Here is a 16,489-nt window from a genome sequence, read left to right on the forward strand (position 1 = left end):
ATCCGCCTTAGCAGGACTGCCAGTTCGCAGGCCAGGCCACATACAGGAACTTCACCGTCGTCGGCGTACCAAACTCAATGCTGGAACCTTTCGGGATAAACATCACATCCCCGGCCTTCGCAATCATGGTTTCGCCTTCATGACGAACGTGCAGCTCGCCTTCCAGAATCATGTCAATTTCGTCGTAGTTCAGCGTCCATGGGAAAAATGCGTTATCCCACTGCATAAACCCGGCGGCCATGCTACTCCCGTCCTGGTCAGTGACTAAGTCGGTTAAGCCGACGCAGTGCGGCTGAGCACCATCAAAACGACCAAACTTGACGCTGCTGCCGTCAATGACTTTGACGCCACCTTTACCGGTCACCGAGGCAAAACTCGGCTGCATTCCGCCCTGCTCCAGCGACTGTTTTTCCTTCATCACTTTGTCCATCAACTGCGCGACCAGGCTTTCGGTAAACTGTCCTTCTGGTAACTGCGCAATGATGGTTTCGCGAATACGCTGGCTTTCCGTTTTGCCGTCATCCGCCGCAGCAGGTGCTGCCGTAGACGTTGATACGGCTGCCGGTGCGGATTCATCGCATTCCGTGATAGTGACGCCCAGCAGCGCCGCAACTTCGCGCGCCTCCGGGGTGATGATGCTGGCGCGCAGAACAACCGATACGTCCTGTTCACCGCGTGCGTGGGCCGCACGAATATCGTTAGCTGTGATGAGTTTTTTCACCTGCCCTTTCCTCCTTTTGGCTGAGCTCAGTCAGATAATCCACCAGGTGCTGCACACTGCTTGGGTCGTGGCTATTGAGCTCAAAAATCGGCTCCTGAAACCCTATCCCGCGAAGTAATTGTCGCGTTGCGGCGACATTGGCATCCGGCACATCCGTTTTGCTGATAACGGCGATTTGTCGTTTACTGGCGCCGATATCCAACAGCCCGGCAGGTAAGCGACTTTCTAAATCATTTGCCGCGTGTATATAAATCAACGTATCAACATCCTGCAGCGTGGTAATTAAGGCGTGATACCAGCGCGGATGGCTAAAATATTCTCCCGGAGTGTCGATATCGCCGTTTTCATTAAACTCGACAGCCTGTGTTTTTCTGGCGAGGGAATAATTTCCCTGGAGCGCATTAAAGAGCGTGGTTTTTCCCGCCCCCACCGTACCGACAAACGCAATACGTTTCATCGCCGCCTCTGATTAACTTTTTGTCAGGTTGCACAAAGTGAAATTTAATAACCGACCCAGACCGCTCACCGTCTGGAGCAACGCCTCTTCCACTGCACCTACAGAGCCGTAGATCACCAGCGCACCGCTAAATCTATCGAGAAAACCGATATGTACATCCGCCGCTTTCAAGGCTAAGTCACCGGCGATCATCGCCGTTTCACCCGGCGTTAAGGTCATGATGCCAATGGCGCCAGATTCGGGAACGCCGATCTTTTTCGCCAACTCTTCACCGGGGTGCGCAATCAGATGCGCCAGCGTGACCTGTTTCCCCGGCACAAATTCCTGGATGATGCGTTCTTTTTCCATTGCTCACCGCCTCTGCTAAAACTGACCCCATCGTGGCAATTTTTCGTCAGAGTAAATAACAAAATTCGGCAACCAGGTTTAAAAGGTGAGGGAGATCACTAAGAAAGGGGAAATAAAAAGGCGCGGGAGAAACCCGCGCCGGAATTAATTAAAGTGAAATTACAGCGGCTGTGTTTGCGCTTCTACAACCGCCAGCGCCACCATATTCACGATACGACGAACAGAAGCGATCGGCGTTAATACATGAACCGGTTTCGCCACACCCATCAGCACCGGGCCGACCGTTACGCCTTCTGAGCTGGACACGCGTAGTAAGTTGTAACTAATACGCGCCGCTTCCATATTCGGCATCACCAGAATATTGGCGGCGCCTTTCAGCGGGCTGTCCGGCATGCGGTCATTACGGATGCTTTCTACCAGCGCGGCGTCACCGTGCATCTCACCGTCGATCATCAATTCTGGCGCACGCGCCTTGATAAGCTCCAGCGCAGCGCGCATTTTGCTGGCCGACGGACAGTTGGAAGAGCCAAAGTTGGAGTGCGACAGCAATGCCACCTTCGGTTCGATACCAAAACGCCGTACGGTTTCGGCCGCCATCACGGCGATTTCCGCCAGCTGATCCGGCGTCGGGTCATCGTTAACGTAGGTATCGGCAATAAAGGTGTTGCCACTTGGCAGCAACAACGCATTCATCGCCCCCGCCGTATGCACGCCGTCGCGGTGACCGAATACCGCGTTCACTACGCTAAAGTGCTCGTGATAGTCGCCAATCGTGCCGCAGATCATCGCATCCGCTTCACCGCGTTGCACCATGATCGCACCGATCACCGTGGTGTTGGCAATCACCGCACGCTGCGCCTGCTCCTGGGTGATCCCCCGGCGCTTCATGATCTGGTAATACTCACTCCAGTACTCTTTAAAGCGCGGATCGGATTCATTGTTGACGATCTCAAAATCAACGCCAGCTTTGATCTGCAGCCCCAGTTTCTGGATGCGCATTTCGATCACACTCGGACGGCCAATCAGGATCGGCTTCGCCAGGCCTAAGGTGATCAATTCCTGGGTCGCATGCAGCACACGCGCCTCTTCTCCTTCCGTCAGCACCACGCGCTTCGGCGCTTTGCGTGCCAGCGAGAAAATCGGCTTCATGAACAGGTTGGTTTTGTAGACAAACTCACTCAGCTTATCGATGTACGCATCAAAGTCGGCAATCGGGCGCGTTGCCACGCCGGAGTCCATTGCAGCTTTCGCTACCGCCGGCGCAATTTTGACAATCAGGCGCGGGTCAAACGGTTTAGGAATGATATATTCCGGGCCAAAGCTCAGGTCCTGATCGCCATAGGCGGAGGCCACCACTTCGCTCTGCTCAGCATGTGCCAGTTCCGCGATGGCGTGTACCGCCGCCAGTTTCATCTCTTCGTTGATGGCGGTGGCACCCACATCCAGCGCACCGCGGAAGATGAACGGGAAGCACAGGACGTTGTTGACCTGGTTCGGGTAGTCGGAGCGACCGGTACAGATAATGGCGTCGGAACGCACTTCTTTCGCCAGTGGCGGCAGAATTTCCGGTTCCGGGTTGGCCAGCGCCAGAATCATCGGCGCACGCGCCATTTTCTTGACCATCTCCTGGCTCAGCACTTTTGGACCGGAACAGCCAAGGAAGATGTCAGCCCCGTCAATCACGTCATCCAGTGTACGCTTGCCGTCATCTTCCACCGCGTAGGCTGCTTTGGTTTCAGCCATGTTCGGTTCGCGATCTTTGTAAATCACGCCTTTGGAGTCGCAGACCACGATGTTGTGTTTCTGCATACCCAGCGCCACCAGCAGGTTCATACAGGCAATCGCCGCCGCGCCCGCACCAGACACCACCATGCGCACATCAGAGATATTCTTCTCCACCACCCGCAGGCCGTTAAGGATCGCGGCGGTGCTGATGATGGCCGTGCCGTGCTGGTCGTCGTGGAATACCGGAATATTCATGCGCTCACGCAGCTTTTGCTCAATGTAGAAGCACTCCGGCGCTTTGATATCTTCGAGGTTGATGCCGCCAAACGTCGGCTCAAGGGCCGCCACCACGTTAATAAATTTATCCGGATCGAGTTCGTCGACTTCAATATCGAACACGTCAATCCCGGCGAATTTCTTAAACAGAACGCCTTTCCCTTCCATCACCGGTTTGCCGGCCAGCGCACCAATGTTGCCCAGCCCCAGTACCGCAGTACCGTTGGAAATCACCGCCACCAGGTTGCCGCGCGCGGTATATTTGTAGGCTGCCAGCGGGTCTTTTTCAATCTCCAGACACGGGGCCGCAACACCGGGTGAATAGGCCAGCGCGAGGTCACGTTGGGTGGCAAGGGGTTTGGTCGGAGAAACCTGAATTTTGCCTGGTACTGGAAATTCGTGGAAATCGAGGGCGCTTTGTTTTAACTGGTCATCCATCTTGTTGTTCCTTTCACGTATCGATCAAAAAAGTGCGCAGGTAACCCTTCTATACCCTAGATAATTCGAGTTGCATGAAGGCGGCAAGGGAGTGAATCCCCAGGAACATAGCGAACTATGTGACTGGGGTGAGCGAGCGTAGCCAACGAACATGCAACTTGAAGTATGACGGGTATATTGAGCCGCACATTATCACCTCAGTTAGCGGCGCAAACTTTGAAGGTCTCCAAACTCTCACTACTCAAAGAAAGAATTTGTTATCAATTTATAACAGCCATGTTACCTGCTTAAGCCAGCAATACCATGCCTGTCTGCTATGCTTTTTGCTGACAACGCCTGCAAATTCTCCAAAAGTGTGAATCAACACACGCTCTAACGCTTTACTTTTCAAGGAGTATTTCCTATGACCCGTAAAGAGCTTGCCAATGCCATTCGTGCGCTGAGTATGGATGCGGTCCAGAAAGCCAACTCCGGACATCCCGGCGCACCGATGGGCATGGCCGATATCGCCGAAGTGCTGTGGAACGATTTTCTCCGCCATAATCCGAGCGATCCTCACTGGTACGATCGTGATCGGTTTATTTTGTCCAACGGTCACGCCTCAATGCTGCTTTACAGCCTGCTGCATCTTTCCGGTTACGACCTGCCGTTGGAAGAGTTAAAGAACTTCCGCCAGCTGCATTCAAAAACGCCCGGACACCCGGAACTGGGCTACACGCCGGGAGTGGAAACCACCACCGGGCCGTTGGGTCAGGGCCTGGCGAACGCCGTCGGGCTGGCGGTGGCCGAACGAACGCTGGCCGCGCAGTTTAATCAGCCGGGCCATGAGATTGTCAGCCATTTCACCTATGTTTTTATGGGCGACGGCTGCCTGATGGAGGGGATTTCTCACGAAGTCTGTTCGCTGGCGGGAACGCTCGGGTTGGGCAAGCTGATCGGCTTTTACGACCACAATGGCATCTCGATTGATGGCGAGACCAAAGGCTGGTTTACCGACGATACCGCGAAGCGCTTTGAAGCGTATCACTGGCATGTGGTGCACGAGATAGACGGACACGATCCTGAGGCGGTGAAGAAAGCTATTCTGGAAGCCCAAAGCGTAACCGATAAGCCGTCGTTAATTATCTGCCGGACGGTAATTGGCTTTGGCTCGCCGAATAAGGCCGGAAAAGAAGAGGCGCACGGCGCGGCGCTGGGTGAAGAAGAAGTGGCACTGACCCGCCAGAAGCTGGGCTGGCATCATCCCGCCTTTCACATCCCCAAGGAGATCTACCACGCCTGGGACGCGCGGGAAAAAGGCGAAAAAGCCCAGCAGGACTGGAAAGCAAAATTCTCAGCTTACCAACAAACACACCCGGAACTGGCGGCAGAGTTTACCCGTCGGATGCGTGGTGAGTTACCAAAAGAGTGGGAAAAGAGCACCGAGAAATACATTAGCGAATTGCAGGCCAATCCGGCCAAAATTGCCACCCGTAAGGCATCGCAAAACACCCTCAACGTTTACGGCCCAATGCTGCCTGAGCTGCTTGGCGGCTCTGCCGATCTCGCTCCCAGCAACCTGACCATCTGGAAAGGATCAACCTCGCTGAAAGACGACCCGGCCGGGAATTACATTCACTACGGCGTGCGTGAATTTGGCATGACCGCCATTGCCAACGGCATCGCCCATCATGGCGGGTTTGTCCCGTATACCGCCACCTTCTTGATGTTTGTCGAATACGCCCGTAACGCCGCACGCATGGCAGCGCTGATGAAGGCCCGGCAAATCATGGTCTATACCCACGACTCGATTGGTCTGGGGGAAGACGGTCCGACTCACCAGGCGGTGGAGCAACTCGCCAGCCTGCGCCTGACGCCCAACTTCAGCACCTGGCGTCCGTGCGATCAGGTTGAAGCGGCGGTGGGCTGGAAGCTGGCCGTTGAGCGCCATAACGGTCCCACGGCGCTGATCCTTTCCAGGCAGAACCTGGCACAGGTTGAACGCACGCCTGAGCAGGTCAAAGAGATTGCCCGCGGCGGCTACGTACTGAAAGACGGCGGCGGGAAGCCGGATATTATCCTGATTGCTACCGGGTCAGAGATGGAGATCACCCTGCTGGCGGCGGAGAAATTGACGGGGGAAGGGCACAACGTTCGCGTGGTCTCCCTGCCCTCAACGGATATCTTCGACGCCCAGGATGAGGCATACCGTGAATCGGTCCTGCCGGCAAACGTCAGCGCGCGCGTGGCGGTCGAAGCGGGCATTGCCGACTACTGGTACAAATACGTCGGGCTGAAAGGCGCGATTGTTGGCATGACCGGCTATGGGGAATCCGCCCCGGCGGACAAATTATTCCCGTTTTTCGGCTTTACGGTGGAGAACATTGTCGAAAAAGCACATAAGGTGCTTAACGGGTGATCCACAATGTGGGCCAGGCGTCGGGGCCATGCCAGTTATCACAGCTTGGCTCCTGCGCATAACGCACCAGACGAAAACGCTGGCCGTCAAAACGCCAGCGCGTCTGGATCCCGCAGTCCGACAATCCGCGGCCCCTGGCGAGCGTAATCAGCTCGCGCGATTTTTCATCGAACACAGCATTGGTCAACTCCATATCATTGCTTTCTGCATCCGTTTTAAATGGCAGACTCAACCGCACAGAGCGGGAGGTCAGCGGTTTACTGCGGGAAACAATCCATGCCAAATCGATGGTGTTATACGCCCCAGCCTCGCAGCCTATCATCAGCAGCGCTTTGTCGTCCGTTAACGCAGAGACTCTCATCTCACGGCGCATCGGATCGAGCGAGCAGCGTAACCCGTTTATCCGCCAGTTTCCGTAATCCAGCAGATCGTTGCGCTCTTGTTGAGACAGCGGAGTTGGCGTGGGGTTAACGATGGCCACGCCTTTCAGGGCAGGTGCCGGTGGCACGCTGAGCGGCGGTTCGTCACCTTTTTCGATCCAGGCGGTTTCACTGCCTACACGTTTTTGCTGCGCGTCAATAAACAGCAGTGCAGCTTTCAGCCCTGTCAGCGACAGGGCTTGTACACCTTTTTGCAGGGTAATAGCCTGCGCGTTTTGCACGGTCTGTAAAAAGGCGCTAATAGTGGCAGGATCGTCAGTCATCAGATGCCAGGGCGTAATGTTCCAGTGTTCACCGGTCAACGGCAGCGGTGCGCCGTCGAGCAGCAGACGCGGCGCAATCTCCGTCTCTTTAGCATCTGGAGAGTCCAACCCCCCCAGTTCGATGCGCAGCACCGCGTCGGTATGCGCCCCGGCGCTGCGGCTTAGGGTCATCACCAGGCCGTGATGTTCACCGGTATTGCGCGCCACGCAAAAATTCTGGTTATTGCAGGTCACCTGCCAGTCGGAAAATGCCTGCTGCGCAGGAGCCGCCCACAAAAAGCGGACCGGCAGCAAACCGAGCAGAAAGATGAAAATAACGCGATAGCGCATGGACGGTACAACCCCGAAGTCAAAACCAACAACCTGAGCCGTATCTTCCTTGCGCGACTGGCGAGGCTCAATCAGAATCGTCGGATTGGCCGTTATTTTGTAAAGAAATATAAATCTCGATCATTAGTCCATGAGATGTGACGACTGCAAATAATTCAGCAACAACACCGTTTTACCATCACGGATCTCGCCGGTTTTGATCATTTCCAGCGCCTGCGTGAAGGGGAGCTCGAGAACCTCAATATCTTCATCTTCAACGCCGCCGCCGGCATTTGCCCGCTGACTGTCACTGTACTGCGCGATAAAAAAGTGGATTAATTCGGTCACGCCGCCCGGCGACATGTACAACTCAAACAGTTTACGCACCTCACCCACTTCATACCCGGTCTCTTCTATCGCCTCTTTGCGAATGCAGGCTTCCGGCTCGTCGTTGTCCAGCAGTCCGGCGCAGGTTTCAATCAGCTGTCCGCTTTCGTTGCCGTTGACCCAGGTCGCGACGCGAAACTGGCGGATCAGCACCACGGTCTTTTTCTCCGGGTTATACAGCAAGATGGTGGCCCCGTTACCGCGATCGTAAACCTCGCGTTTGTGGCGGATGACCTCGCCGTTGCTACGGGTCAGTTCATAGGTGATATTGCGCAGGATGAAGTAGTTATCGGAAAGGACTTTGTCTTTGATGAGGGTAATTTTTTGCGACATACCGGCTCCACGGCGAGAAGTGAGCAATAATACTACGCCGTGAAACCGGGTTTGTCTTGACCCCAGCTTAGTGAGATTTAACTGATTTTATACCCAACCAGTCGACGATCCCCTGCGCGGCATGACGCCCTTCTGCCATCGCCGTCACCACCAGATCGGCTCCGCGCACCGCGTCCCCCCCGGCAAAAATCTTCGGGTTCGTGGTTTGATAACGGTAGGCACTCTCAACATCAGCAGCAATACGTCCCCAGCTATCGACCTTCACGCCGTGCGCCTCCAGCCACGGCATGCCGTGTGGATGAAAGCCAAACGCCATGATCACCGCATCGGCAGGCATCACAAATTCACTCCCGGCGATGGGAACCGGACGACGACGCCCCTGTGCATCAGCCTCACCGAGCTGGGTACGTAAGAAACGCACGCCGCTGACACGCCCTTCGGCATTCAGCACCAGCTCAACCGGCTGGACGTTAAACTCAAAGTTAGCCCCCTCTTCGCGGGCATTTTTGACCTCTTTTTTCGAGCCAGGCATGTTGGCCTCATCCCGACGATAAGCGCAGGTGACCTGACTTGCGCCATGGCGCAACGCGGTACGTACGCAGTCCATGGCCGTATCGCCGCCGCCGAGCACCACGACGTTCAGTCCGGCAGTGTCAATAAACGGCTCTTCCGACAGTTCATCCAGTCCCATCACCTGTTTGGTGTTGGCAATCAGGAACGGCAGCGCGTCATACACGCCAGGCGCGTCTTCATTCGGCAGATCCGCTTTCATCGAACGATAGGTCCCGACACCCACGAACACCGCATCGTAGTCTTCCAGCAACGCGGCCAGCGTCACGTCCTTGCCGACCTCACAGTTCAGCTCGAAATGAATACCCATGGCACTGAAGATTTCGCGACGGCGCGCCAGCAATGATTTATCCAGTTTGAAGGCCGGAATACCAAACGTCAGTAAGCCGCCAATTTCTGGATGGCGATCGAAGACGGTGGCGCTGACGCCGTTGCGGGCTAACACATCCGCACAGGCCAGACCCGCAGGACCGGCACCGATAATGGCGACCCGTTTATCGACTTTCTGTACATGGCTTAAGTCCGGTCGCCACCCTTTGCTCAGCGCGCGGTCGGAGATGTAACGTTCAATATTGCCAATGGTGACCGCACCGTGTTCATCACGTACCGTGCAGGCACCTTCGCAGAGCCGGTCCTGCGGGCAGACGCGTCCGGTGATTTCCGGCAGACAGTTGGTCTGGTGCGAAAGCTCGACCGCAGCGTCAATGTTTCCGGCTTTCACCAGTTCGATCCACTGGGGAATATGGTTGTGCAGCGGACACGTCCACTCGCAAATACTGTGCTCACCGCATTTCAGGCAGCGGGAGACTTCCCGTTCAGCCTGCACCGTACGGAACGGCAAATAAATCTCATCAAAGCTGGTTTTGCGGGCTTCAATTTCCAGTTTATCGGGCTCACCGCGCACAGGCGTGGCCTGCATTTGTTCAACTTTATTGGTGACATGCGGCGTTATTTCGGTAGCAATCGCATGCCAGGGTTGACACTCCTGACTGGCTGCGCGCAGCCTGCGCGCTTTTGACAGGCCTGTCAGCGATGTTTCCGTCACCAGTTGTAGCGCCTGCGCCGGACAATTCTCGACGCAGGCCGGTCCCTCTTCCCGTCCCTGGCACAAATCGCACTTATGCGCGGTCGCTTTCACCTTTCCTTTCGCCACGGGAGTGAGTACGATCTGCATCGTGCCAAAAGGACAGGCTACGACACAGGATTTACAGCCAATACACTTTTTCGCGTTCACCTGTACGCTGTCATTGTCGTGACTTATTGCACCATTAGGACAGCTTCTGGCACAGGGCGCATCCTCGCAGTGCCGACAGGTCACTGCACTGCGCTGATGTTGATGTTTGATGACGGTAATGCGCGGCTGAAAATGCCGTTGGCTCAGGACATGCTGCTCATCGTTATGCGCCATGACACAGGCGACCTCACAGGCGTGGCATCCCAGGCACTGTTGGCTGTTGACCATAATAAAACGATTCATGGCTTCCTTCTTTTTTGGTTGCAAAAACCTTATTCTTTATCCCCAAAATAATTCGAGTTGCATGAAGGCGGCAAGTGAGTGACAAATTCGTCAGGAACGAATTTGAACAGCCAAAGGCTGGCCTCCGGTGAGGGACATGGATGTCCCTCATTAATCTCCAGGAGCATAGATAACTATGTGACTGGGGTGAACGAACGTAGCTAACGCACATGCAACTTGAAGTATGACGGGTATATATGACTGTTGTTATTAACCGACCCTGAAGCGAGCGGCAATGTCCATTTGCCCAGAAAGCACAACTATTTATCCAGAACCTGTGGCAGATCAATTTATTTCATCGCATATGAAATTGTGTTTCAGTTACCATTCTGTTTCATGGCGATTTTATTAACATTTACCAAATACACTGAATCGTTCGGGCTGCATCCAGGCACGACACGTATTGTGTGAGGATGTGCGAGTGACGGTAAAGCGTCCTGTCTCGGCCAGTTTAGCCAAGGCTTTTTTCTACATCGTGCTGCTATCAATTCTCTCTACGGGTATTGCGCTGCTTACGCTAACCAGCAGTTTGCGCGACGCGGAGGCAATTAATATTGCCGGTTCCTTGCGTATGCAAAGCTATCGGCTGGGGTATGACCTGCAAAGCCAAAGCCCGCAGATCAACGCCCACCGCCAGCTTTTTCAGCAGGCGTTAAACGCGCCGGCATTACAAAATCTAAACGCCTGGTATGTTCCAGAAGCGGTAAAAAGCCGCTATGGACGTCTGCATGCAAACTGGCTGGAAATGAACGCCCGATTGATAAGCGGCGATTTGCACTGGTATCAGGCTAATATCAACAATTATGTCGATCAAATAGACCTCTTCGTGCTGGCGCTGCAGCATTATGCTGAGCGTAAAGTCATGCTGGTGTTTGGTATTTCGCTGGCGGGGGGGATCGGCATATTCACGCTGGTGTTCTTTACTCTGCGGCGGATTCGCCAGCAGGTGGTCCGTCCGCTGAATAAGCTGGTGATGGCCAGCCAGCACATTGAACACGGTCAGTTTGATATCCCGGCTCTGGATACCGGCTTACCCAACGAACTGGGGCTGCTGGCGAAGACGTTTAGCCAGATGTCGAGTGAGTTACATAAACTGTACCGCTCGCTGGAAGCCTCCGTGGCGGAGAAAACACACGATCTTCACGAAGCCAATCGCCGCCTGGAGGTGCTGTATCAGTGTTCCCAGGCACTGAATACCAGCCAAATTGACGTGCACTGCTTCCGCCATATTTTACAAATTGTCCGCGAGCACGACGCCGCATATTTCCTGGAACTCACCGTCGGTGATAACTGGCGGATTAGCGAAGGGACTAAAAGCCCCGAACTGCCGATGCAGATCCTGCCGGTCACCATGCAGGACACCGTCTATGGCGAACTACACTGGCAAAGCCCTAACGTGAGTGCGTCTACGCCGCTGCTTAATAGTGTGTCAACCATGCTGGGACGCGGCCTGTACTTCAACCAGGCGCAAAAACATTTTCAGCAGCTGTTGTTAATGGAAGAACGAGCGACCATCGCGCGTGAACTCCACGACTCGCTGGCGCAGGTGCTTTCTTATTTACGCATTCAGTTAACGCTACTGAAGCGTTCAATCCCGGAAGATAACGCCCCGGCGCAGAGTATCATGGCCGATTTCTCCCAGGCGTTGAACGATGCGTATCGTCAACTGCGCGAGCTGCTCACCACTTTCCGCTTGACCTTGCAGCAAGCCGATCTTCCCTCAGCCCTGCATGAAATGCTGGAAACGCTGCAAAACCAAACATCGGCTAAACTGACGCTCGATTGCCGGTTACCGACGCTGGCGCTGGATGCGCAAATGCAGGTGCATCTGTTGCAGATCATCCGCGAAGCGGTGTTGAACGCCATTAAACACGCCAGTGCGAGCGAAATTGCCGTCAGTTGCGTGACCGCACCGGATGGGAATCATACCGTGTATATCCGCGATAACGGCGTCGGCATCGGTGAACCGCAAGAACCAGCGGGGCACTACGGTTTAAATATTATGCGTGAGCGCGCGGAAAGACTCAGCGGTACATTGACCTTCTCCCAACCTTCAGGAGGAGGAACGCTGGTCAGTATCAGTTTTCGATCGGCAGAGACGGAAAGTCAGCAAACGTAAAGAACGGCAAAGCGCCGGAAAGCCTGTATCCAGGCCAGACGGCGTTGGCACGAAAGGTACGCTGTAAACGCGCATGATAATTTACATTATCTTCTTTTTTTCTCCACGTTTGGCCCGTACCTTGCCGCTACAGTGAAGCAAGTCATACCGATAACGATACGCAGAAACACGAGGTCCTCTTTTAATGGCGAATTTTTTTATCGATCGCCCCATTTTTGCCTGGGTGTTAGCTATCCTGTTGTGTCTCACAGGAACCCTGGCTATTTTTTCGCTGCCCGTTGAGCAATATCCCGATCTGGCGCCGCCAAACGTGCGTGTTACCGCAAACTATCCTGGTGCATCAGCACAAACCCTGGAAAACACCGTAACCCAGGTTATCGAACAGAACATGACCGGCCTCGATAATTTGATGTACATGTCCTCGCAAAGCAGCGGGACCGGTCAGGCAACAGTGACGCTAAGTTTTGTGGCCGGAAGCGATCCTGATGAAGCCGTGCAACAGGTGCAAAACCAGCTGCAGTCGGCGATGCGTAAGCTACCGCAGGCGGTACAGGATCAAGGGGTGACGGTACGTAAAACCGGGGATACCAATATCCTGACTATCGCCTTTGTCTCCACCGACGGCTCCATGGACAAGCAGGACATCGCCGACTACGTGGCGAGTAATATTCAGGATCCGCTCAGCCGCATTAATGGCGTGGGGGATATTGACGCCTACGGCTCCCAATACTCCATGCGTATCTGGCTCGACCCGGCCAAGCTGAACAGCGTTCAGATGACCGCCAAAGACGTCACCGACGCTATCGAGTCGCAAAATGCGCAAATTGCTGTCGGCCAACTTGGCGGCACGCCTTCGGTGGACAAACAGGCACTGAATGCGACGATTAATGCCCAGTCATTGCTGCAAACGCCGGATGAATTCCGCGCGATTACGCTGCGCGTGAATCAGGACGGTTCCGAAGTCAAACTGGGCGACGTTGCCACGGTTGAAATGGGCGCGGAGAAATATGATTATCTAAGCCGCTTTAACGGTAACCCTGCTTCCGGCCTGGGGGTGAAATTAGCCTCTGGCGCCAATGAAATGGCGACAGCGAATCTGGTTATCAATCGCCTGAATGAGCTGTCGCAATATTTCCCGCACGGACTGGAATACAAGGTGGCGTATGAAACCACCTCCTTCGTCAAAGCGTCGATTATCGACGTGGTAAAAACGCTGCTGGAAGCCATCGCGCTGGTCTTCCTCGTGATGTACCTGTTCCTGCAAAACTTCCGCGCGACACTTATCCCGACCATCGCCGTCCCGGTGGTGTTAATGGGCACCTTCTCTGTGCTCTACGCTTTTGGCTACAGCGTCAACACGCTAACGATGTTTGCGATGGTGCTGGCGATCGGCTTGTTGGTCGATGACGCCATTGTGGTGGTAGAGAACGTTGAGCGCATCATGAGTGAGGAAGGCCTCTCGCCACGTGAAGCCACGCGAAAATCGATGGGGCAGATCCAGGGTGCGCTGGTGGGTATCGCCATGGTGCTGTCAGCAGTGTTTATCCCGATGGCCTTCTTCGGCGGCACCACCGGGGCAATTTACCGCCAGTTCTCAATTACCATCGTCTCGGCAATGGTGCTGTCGGTGCTGGTGGCGATGATCCTGACCCCGGCCCTGTGCGCCACATTGCTCAAACCACTGCATAAGGGCGAACATCACGGTCAGACCGGGTTCTTTGGCTGGTTTAACCGGATGTTCAACCGCAACGCTGAACGTTACGAAAAAGGCGTTGCCCGAATTTTGCATCGCAGCCTGCGCTGGATCCTGATCTACGGCTTGCTGCTCGGCGGCATGGTATTCCTGTTCCTGCGCCTGCCAACCTCGTTCCTGCCGCTGGAAGACCGCGGTATGTTTACCACCTCGGTACAGTTGCCCAGCGGTTCCACGCAACAGCAGACGTTAAAAGTGGTCGAAGAAGTCGAGAAATATTACTTCACCCATGAAAAAGACAACATCATGTCGGTCTTCTCAACCGTCGGCTCTGGCCCTGGTGGGAACGGGCAGAACGTAGCGCGCATGTTCGTCCGCTTAAAAGACTGGGACGAGCGTGACACCACCACCGGTACTTCATTTGCCATTATCGAACGCGCCACCAAAGCGTTTAACCAGATTAAAGAGGCGCGCGTTTTTGCCAGTAGCCCTCCGGCCATCAGCGGTCTGGGTAGCTCTGCGGGTTTTGATATGGAGTTGCAGGATCACGCCGGTGCGGGCCATGACGCCTTAATGGCCGCGCGGGACAAACTGATAGAGCTTGCCGGGAAGGACGCGTCTCTGACCCGCGTACGTCATAATGGCCTGGACGACAGTCCGCAGCTGCAAATTGATATCGATCAGCGCAAAGCACAAGCGTTGGGGGTTTCTATCGATGATATTAACGACACGCTGCAAACAGCCTGGGGCTCCAGTTACGTCAATGACTTTATGGACCGCGGTCGTGTGAAAAAAGTCTACGTGCAGGCGGCGGCGAAATATCGCATGCTCCCTGACGACATCAACCTGTGGTACGTGCGCAATAATAGCGGCGGTATGGTGCCGTTCTCGGCGTTTGCCACCTCGCGCTGGGAAACCGGTTCACCGCGTCTGGAACGCTACAACGGCTACTCTGCCGTTGAGATCGTCGGCGAAGCCGCGCCCGGCGTCAGTACCGGGACGGCAATGGACGTGATGGAATCGCTGGTGCATCAGCTCCCGACCGGGTTTGGCCTCGAGTGGACGGCGATGTCGTATCAGGAACGGCTCTCGGGCTCTCAGGCCCCTGCCCTGTACGCCATTTCGCTGTTAGTCGTGTTCCTGTGTCTGGCTGCGCTGTACGAGAGCTGGTCGGTACCGTTCTCCGTCATGCTGGTAGTGCCGTTGGGGGTGATTGGCGCGCTGCTGGCGACCTGGATGCGCGGTCTGGAAAACGACGTCTATTTCCAGGTCGGGTTATTAACGGTTATCGGGCTGTCGGCGAAAAATGCGATATTGATTGTTGAATTCGCCAATGAGATGAATGAAAAAGGACACGACCTGCTCGATGCCACGCTGCATGCCTGTCGCCAGCGCTTACGGCCGATTTTGATGACCTCACTGGCGTTTATCTTCGGGGTATTACCGATGACCATCAGCAGCGGCGCAGGCTCCGGCGGTCAGCATGCAGTGGGAACCGGCGTAATGGGTGGGATGATCTCTGCTACTCTTCTGGCAATTTACTTCGTGCCGCTGTTTTTTGTGCTGGTACGCAGACGCTTTCCGTTGAAACCACGCCCGGAATAATCAGGACACAAAAAAGGCGACTTATCATGAGTCGCCTTTTTTTATCCCTTACGGGATCAGGATATCTGCCAGAAATTTATTTACGAAGCATGACTTCGATAAAGTCTTTCCAGTTCCCCAGTTCACGTTCAATCATAACAACCTCTCTTATTATTATGGGCATTCTACGGAATCATCATCATTAAAAGAAGACAATTTAACCAATGGTTGTGATTGCATCCTCCCGTGTGTGGGGTGTATGTCATCACTATGCGCTATACCCATAAATTTTATGTGACTTACGGCAATATTTTGAAATATTCATACATAATCTACTACTTTGCCAATTCTGATGGAAAAACAGTCGGATGCAAAGCGGTAAATTCTGAATTTCACGCCAGCCGAGGTTCTGGAACTTTCAGGAATCATTATTCACTGTTGTTCAACAATGTTATATTTTTCTATAACGATTGAGTGACAATATGTATTATCTGGAATAACACAGCACAAGAATAAATATTCAAATTACGTCAATAAGGATTCAAATGATTACCCTTTACGGCATTAAAAACTGCGATACGATTAAAAAAGCCCGACGCTGGCTGGAGGAACGCGGTATTGACTACCGCTTCCATGATTATCGCGTTGACGGTCTGGATAACGCACTCATGCAGTCCTTTATCAACGAGCTAGGTTGGGAGCCGCTGCTCAATACGCGCGGAACCACCTGGCGCAAACTGGATGAAGCCACGCGGAGCCACATCACCACTGCGGACTCCGCCGCCGCGTTGATGATTGAAATGCCAGCAATAATCAAACGCCCATTGCTCTGCGCGCCGGGTAAGCCTATGCTGCTGGGTTTTAGTGAATCCAGTTATATGCAGTTTTTTAATGATTGTAATGAGGTGTAGT

12 protein-coding genes are annotated in these 16,489 nt (G+C 54.2%); 4 read left to right on the top strand and 8 right to left on the bottom strand.

The window, feature by feature from the left end:
- Nucleotides 1-7 precede the first annotated feature (7 nt).
- The 4 genes from eutQ to maeB form a co-directional block, all read right to left on the bottom strand.
- Nucleotides 8-721 carry an ethanolamine utilization acetate kinase EutQ gene (gene eutQ / locus IMQ48_RS13775; protein ID WP_137361929.1) on the bottom strand — a complete coding sequence of 238 codons (714 nt, stop codon included), beginning with the start codon at nucleotides 719-721 and terminating at the stop codon, nucleotides 8-10.
- Nucleotides 699-1,178 (bottom strand): ethanolamine utilization acetate kinase EutP, encoded by a 480-nt coding sequence (gene eutP / locus IMQ48_RS13780; protein WP_096756223.1) that lies wholly within the window; start codon nucleotides 1,176-1,178, stop codon nucleotides 699-701. Before eutP ends, eutQ begins: the two co-directional genes overlap by 23 nt.
- Before the next feature lie 12 nt (nucleotides 1,179-1,190).
- Entirely contained in the window at nucleotides 1,191-1,526 is a 336-nt protein-coding gene (eutS, locus tag IMQ48_RS13785; RefSeq protein ID WP_196209482.1) for an ethanolamine utilization microcompartment protein EutS, read from the bottom strand.
- Between the two features lie 159 nt (nucleotides 1,527-1,685).
- Nucleotides 1,686-3,965 carry an NADP-dependent oxaloacetate-decarboxylating malate dehydrogenase gene (maeB, locus tag IMQ48_RS13790; protein WP_196209483.1) on the bottom strand — a complete coding sequence of 760 codons (2,280 nt, stop codon included), beginning with the start codon at nucleotides 3,963-3,965 and terminating at the stop codon, nucleotides 1,686-1,688.
- Nucleotides 3,966-4,368: 403 nt separating this feature from the next.
- Between maeB and tkt the strand changes: the two genes are divergently transcribed.
- Nucleotides 4,369-6,363: a transketolase gene (tkt, locus tag IMQ48_RS13795; protein WP_196209484.1), complete on the top strand. Its 1,995-nt coding sequence runs from the start codon at nucleotides 4,369-4,371 to the stop codon at nucleotides 6,361-6,363.
- On the opposite strand, the gene IMQ48_RS13800 is transcribed toward tkt, so the two are convergent.
- The 3 genes from IMQ48_RS13800 to aegA all read right to left on the bottom strand — a co-directional run bounded on the left by IMQ48_RS13800 (nucleotide 6,353) and on the right by aegA (nucleotide 10,142).
- Complete coding sequence (locus IMQ48_RS13800) at nucleotides 6,353-7,396, bottom strand: DUF1176 domain-containing protein (protein ID WP_196209485.1); 1,044 nt, start codon at nucleotides 7,394-7,396, stop codon at nucleotides 6,353-6,355. The genes tkt and IMQ48_RS13800 overlap by 11 nt on opposite strands.
- Nucleotides 7,397-7,519: 123 nt before the next feature.
- Nucleotides 7,520-8,095, bottom strand: coding sequence for a GDP-mannose pyrophosphatase NudK (gene nudK / locus IMQ48_RS13805; RefSeq protein WP_196209486.1), 576 nt, complete (start codon nucleotides 8,093-8,095; stop codon nucleotides 7,520-7,522).
- A 67-nt stretch (nucleotides 8,096-8,162) separates the two neighbouring features.
- Nucleotides 8,163-10,142: a formate-dependent uric acid utilization protein AegA gene (gene aegA, locus IMQ48_RS13810; RefSeq protein ID WP_196209487.1), complete on the bottom strand. Its 1,980-nt coding sequence runs from the start codon at nucleotides 10,140-10,142 to the stop codon at nucleotides 8,163-8,165.
- Nucleotides 10,143-10,602: 460 nt separating this feature from the next.
- Between aegA and narQ the strand changes: the two genes are divergently transcribed.
- Both narQ and acrD read left to right on the top strand, forming a co-directional pair.
- Nucleotides 10,603-12,300 carry a nitrate/nitrite two-component system sensor histidine kinase NarQ gene (narQ, locus tag IMQ48_RS13815; protein WP_196209488.1) on the top strand — a complete coding sequence of 566 codons (1,698 nt, stop codon included), beginning with the start codon at nucleotides 10,603-10,605 and terminating at the stop codon, nucleotides 12,298-12,300.
- 184 nt (nucleotides 12,301-12,484) lie between these two features.
- Nucleotides 12,485-15,598 carry a multidrug efflux RND transporter permease AcrD gene (gene acrD, locus IMQ48_RS13820; protein WP_196209489.1) on the top strand — a complete coding sequence of 1,038 codons (3,114 nt, stop codon included), beginning with the start codon at nucleotides 12,485-12,487 and terminating at the stop codon, nucleotides 15,596-15,598.
- Between the two features lie 76 nt (nucleotides 15,599-15,674).
- Here acrD and ypfM read toward each other — a convergent pair whose 3' ends face one another.
- Nucleotides 15,675-15,734 carry a protein YpfM gene (gene ypfM / locus IMQ48_RS13825; protein WP_001386977.1) on the bottom strand — a complete coding sequence of 20 codons (60 nt, stop codon included), beginning with the start codon at nucleotides 15,732-15,734 and terminating at the stop codon, nucleotides 15,675-15,677.
- A 388-nt stretch (nucleotides 15,735-16,122) separates the two neighbouring features.
- On the opposite strand from ypfM, the gene IMQ48_RS13830 reads away from it, so the two are divergent.
- Nucleotides 16,123-16,488 (top strand): ArsC family reductase, encoded by a 366-nt coding sequence (locus IMQ48_RS13830; protein WP_196209490.1) that lies wholly within the window; start codon nucleotides 16,123-16,125, stop codon nucleotides 16,486-16,488.
- Nucleotide 16,489 lies beyond the last annotated feature (1 nt).

The sequence above is a fragment of the Citrobacter sp. Res13-Sevr-PEB04-36 genome, assembly GCF_015672735.1.
Classification (GTDB): Bacteria; Pseudomonadota; Gammaproteobacteria; order Enterobacterales; family Enterobacteriaceae; genus Citrobacter.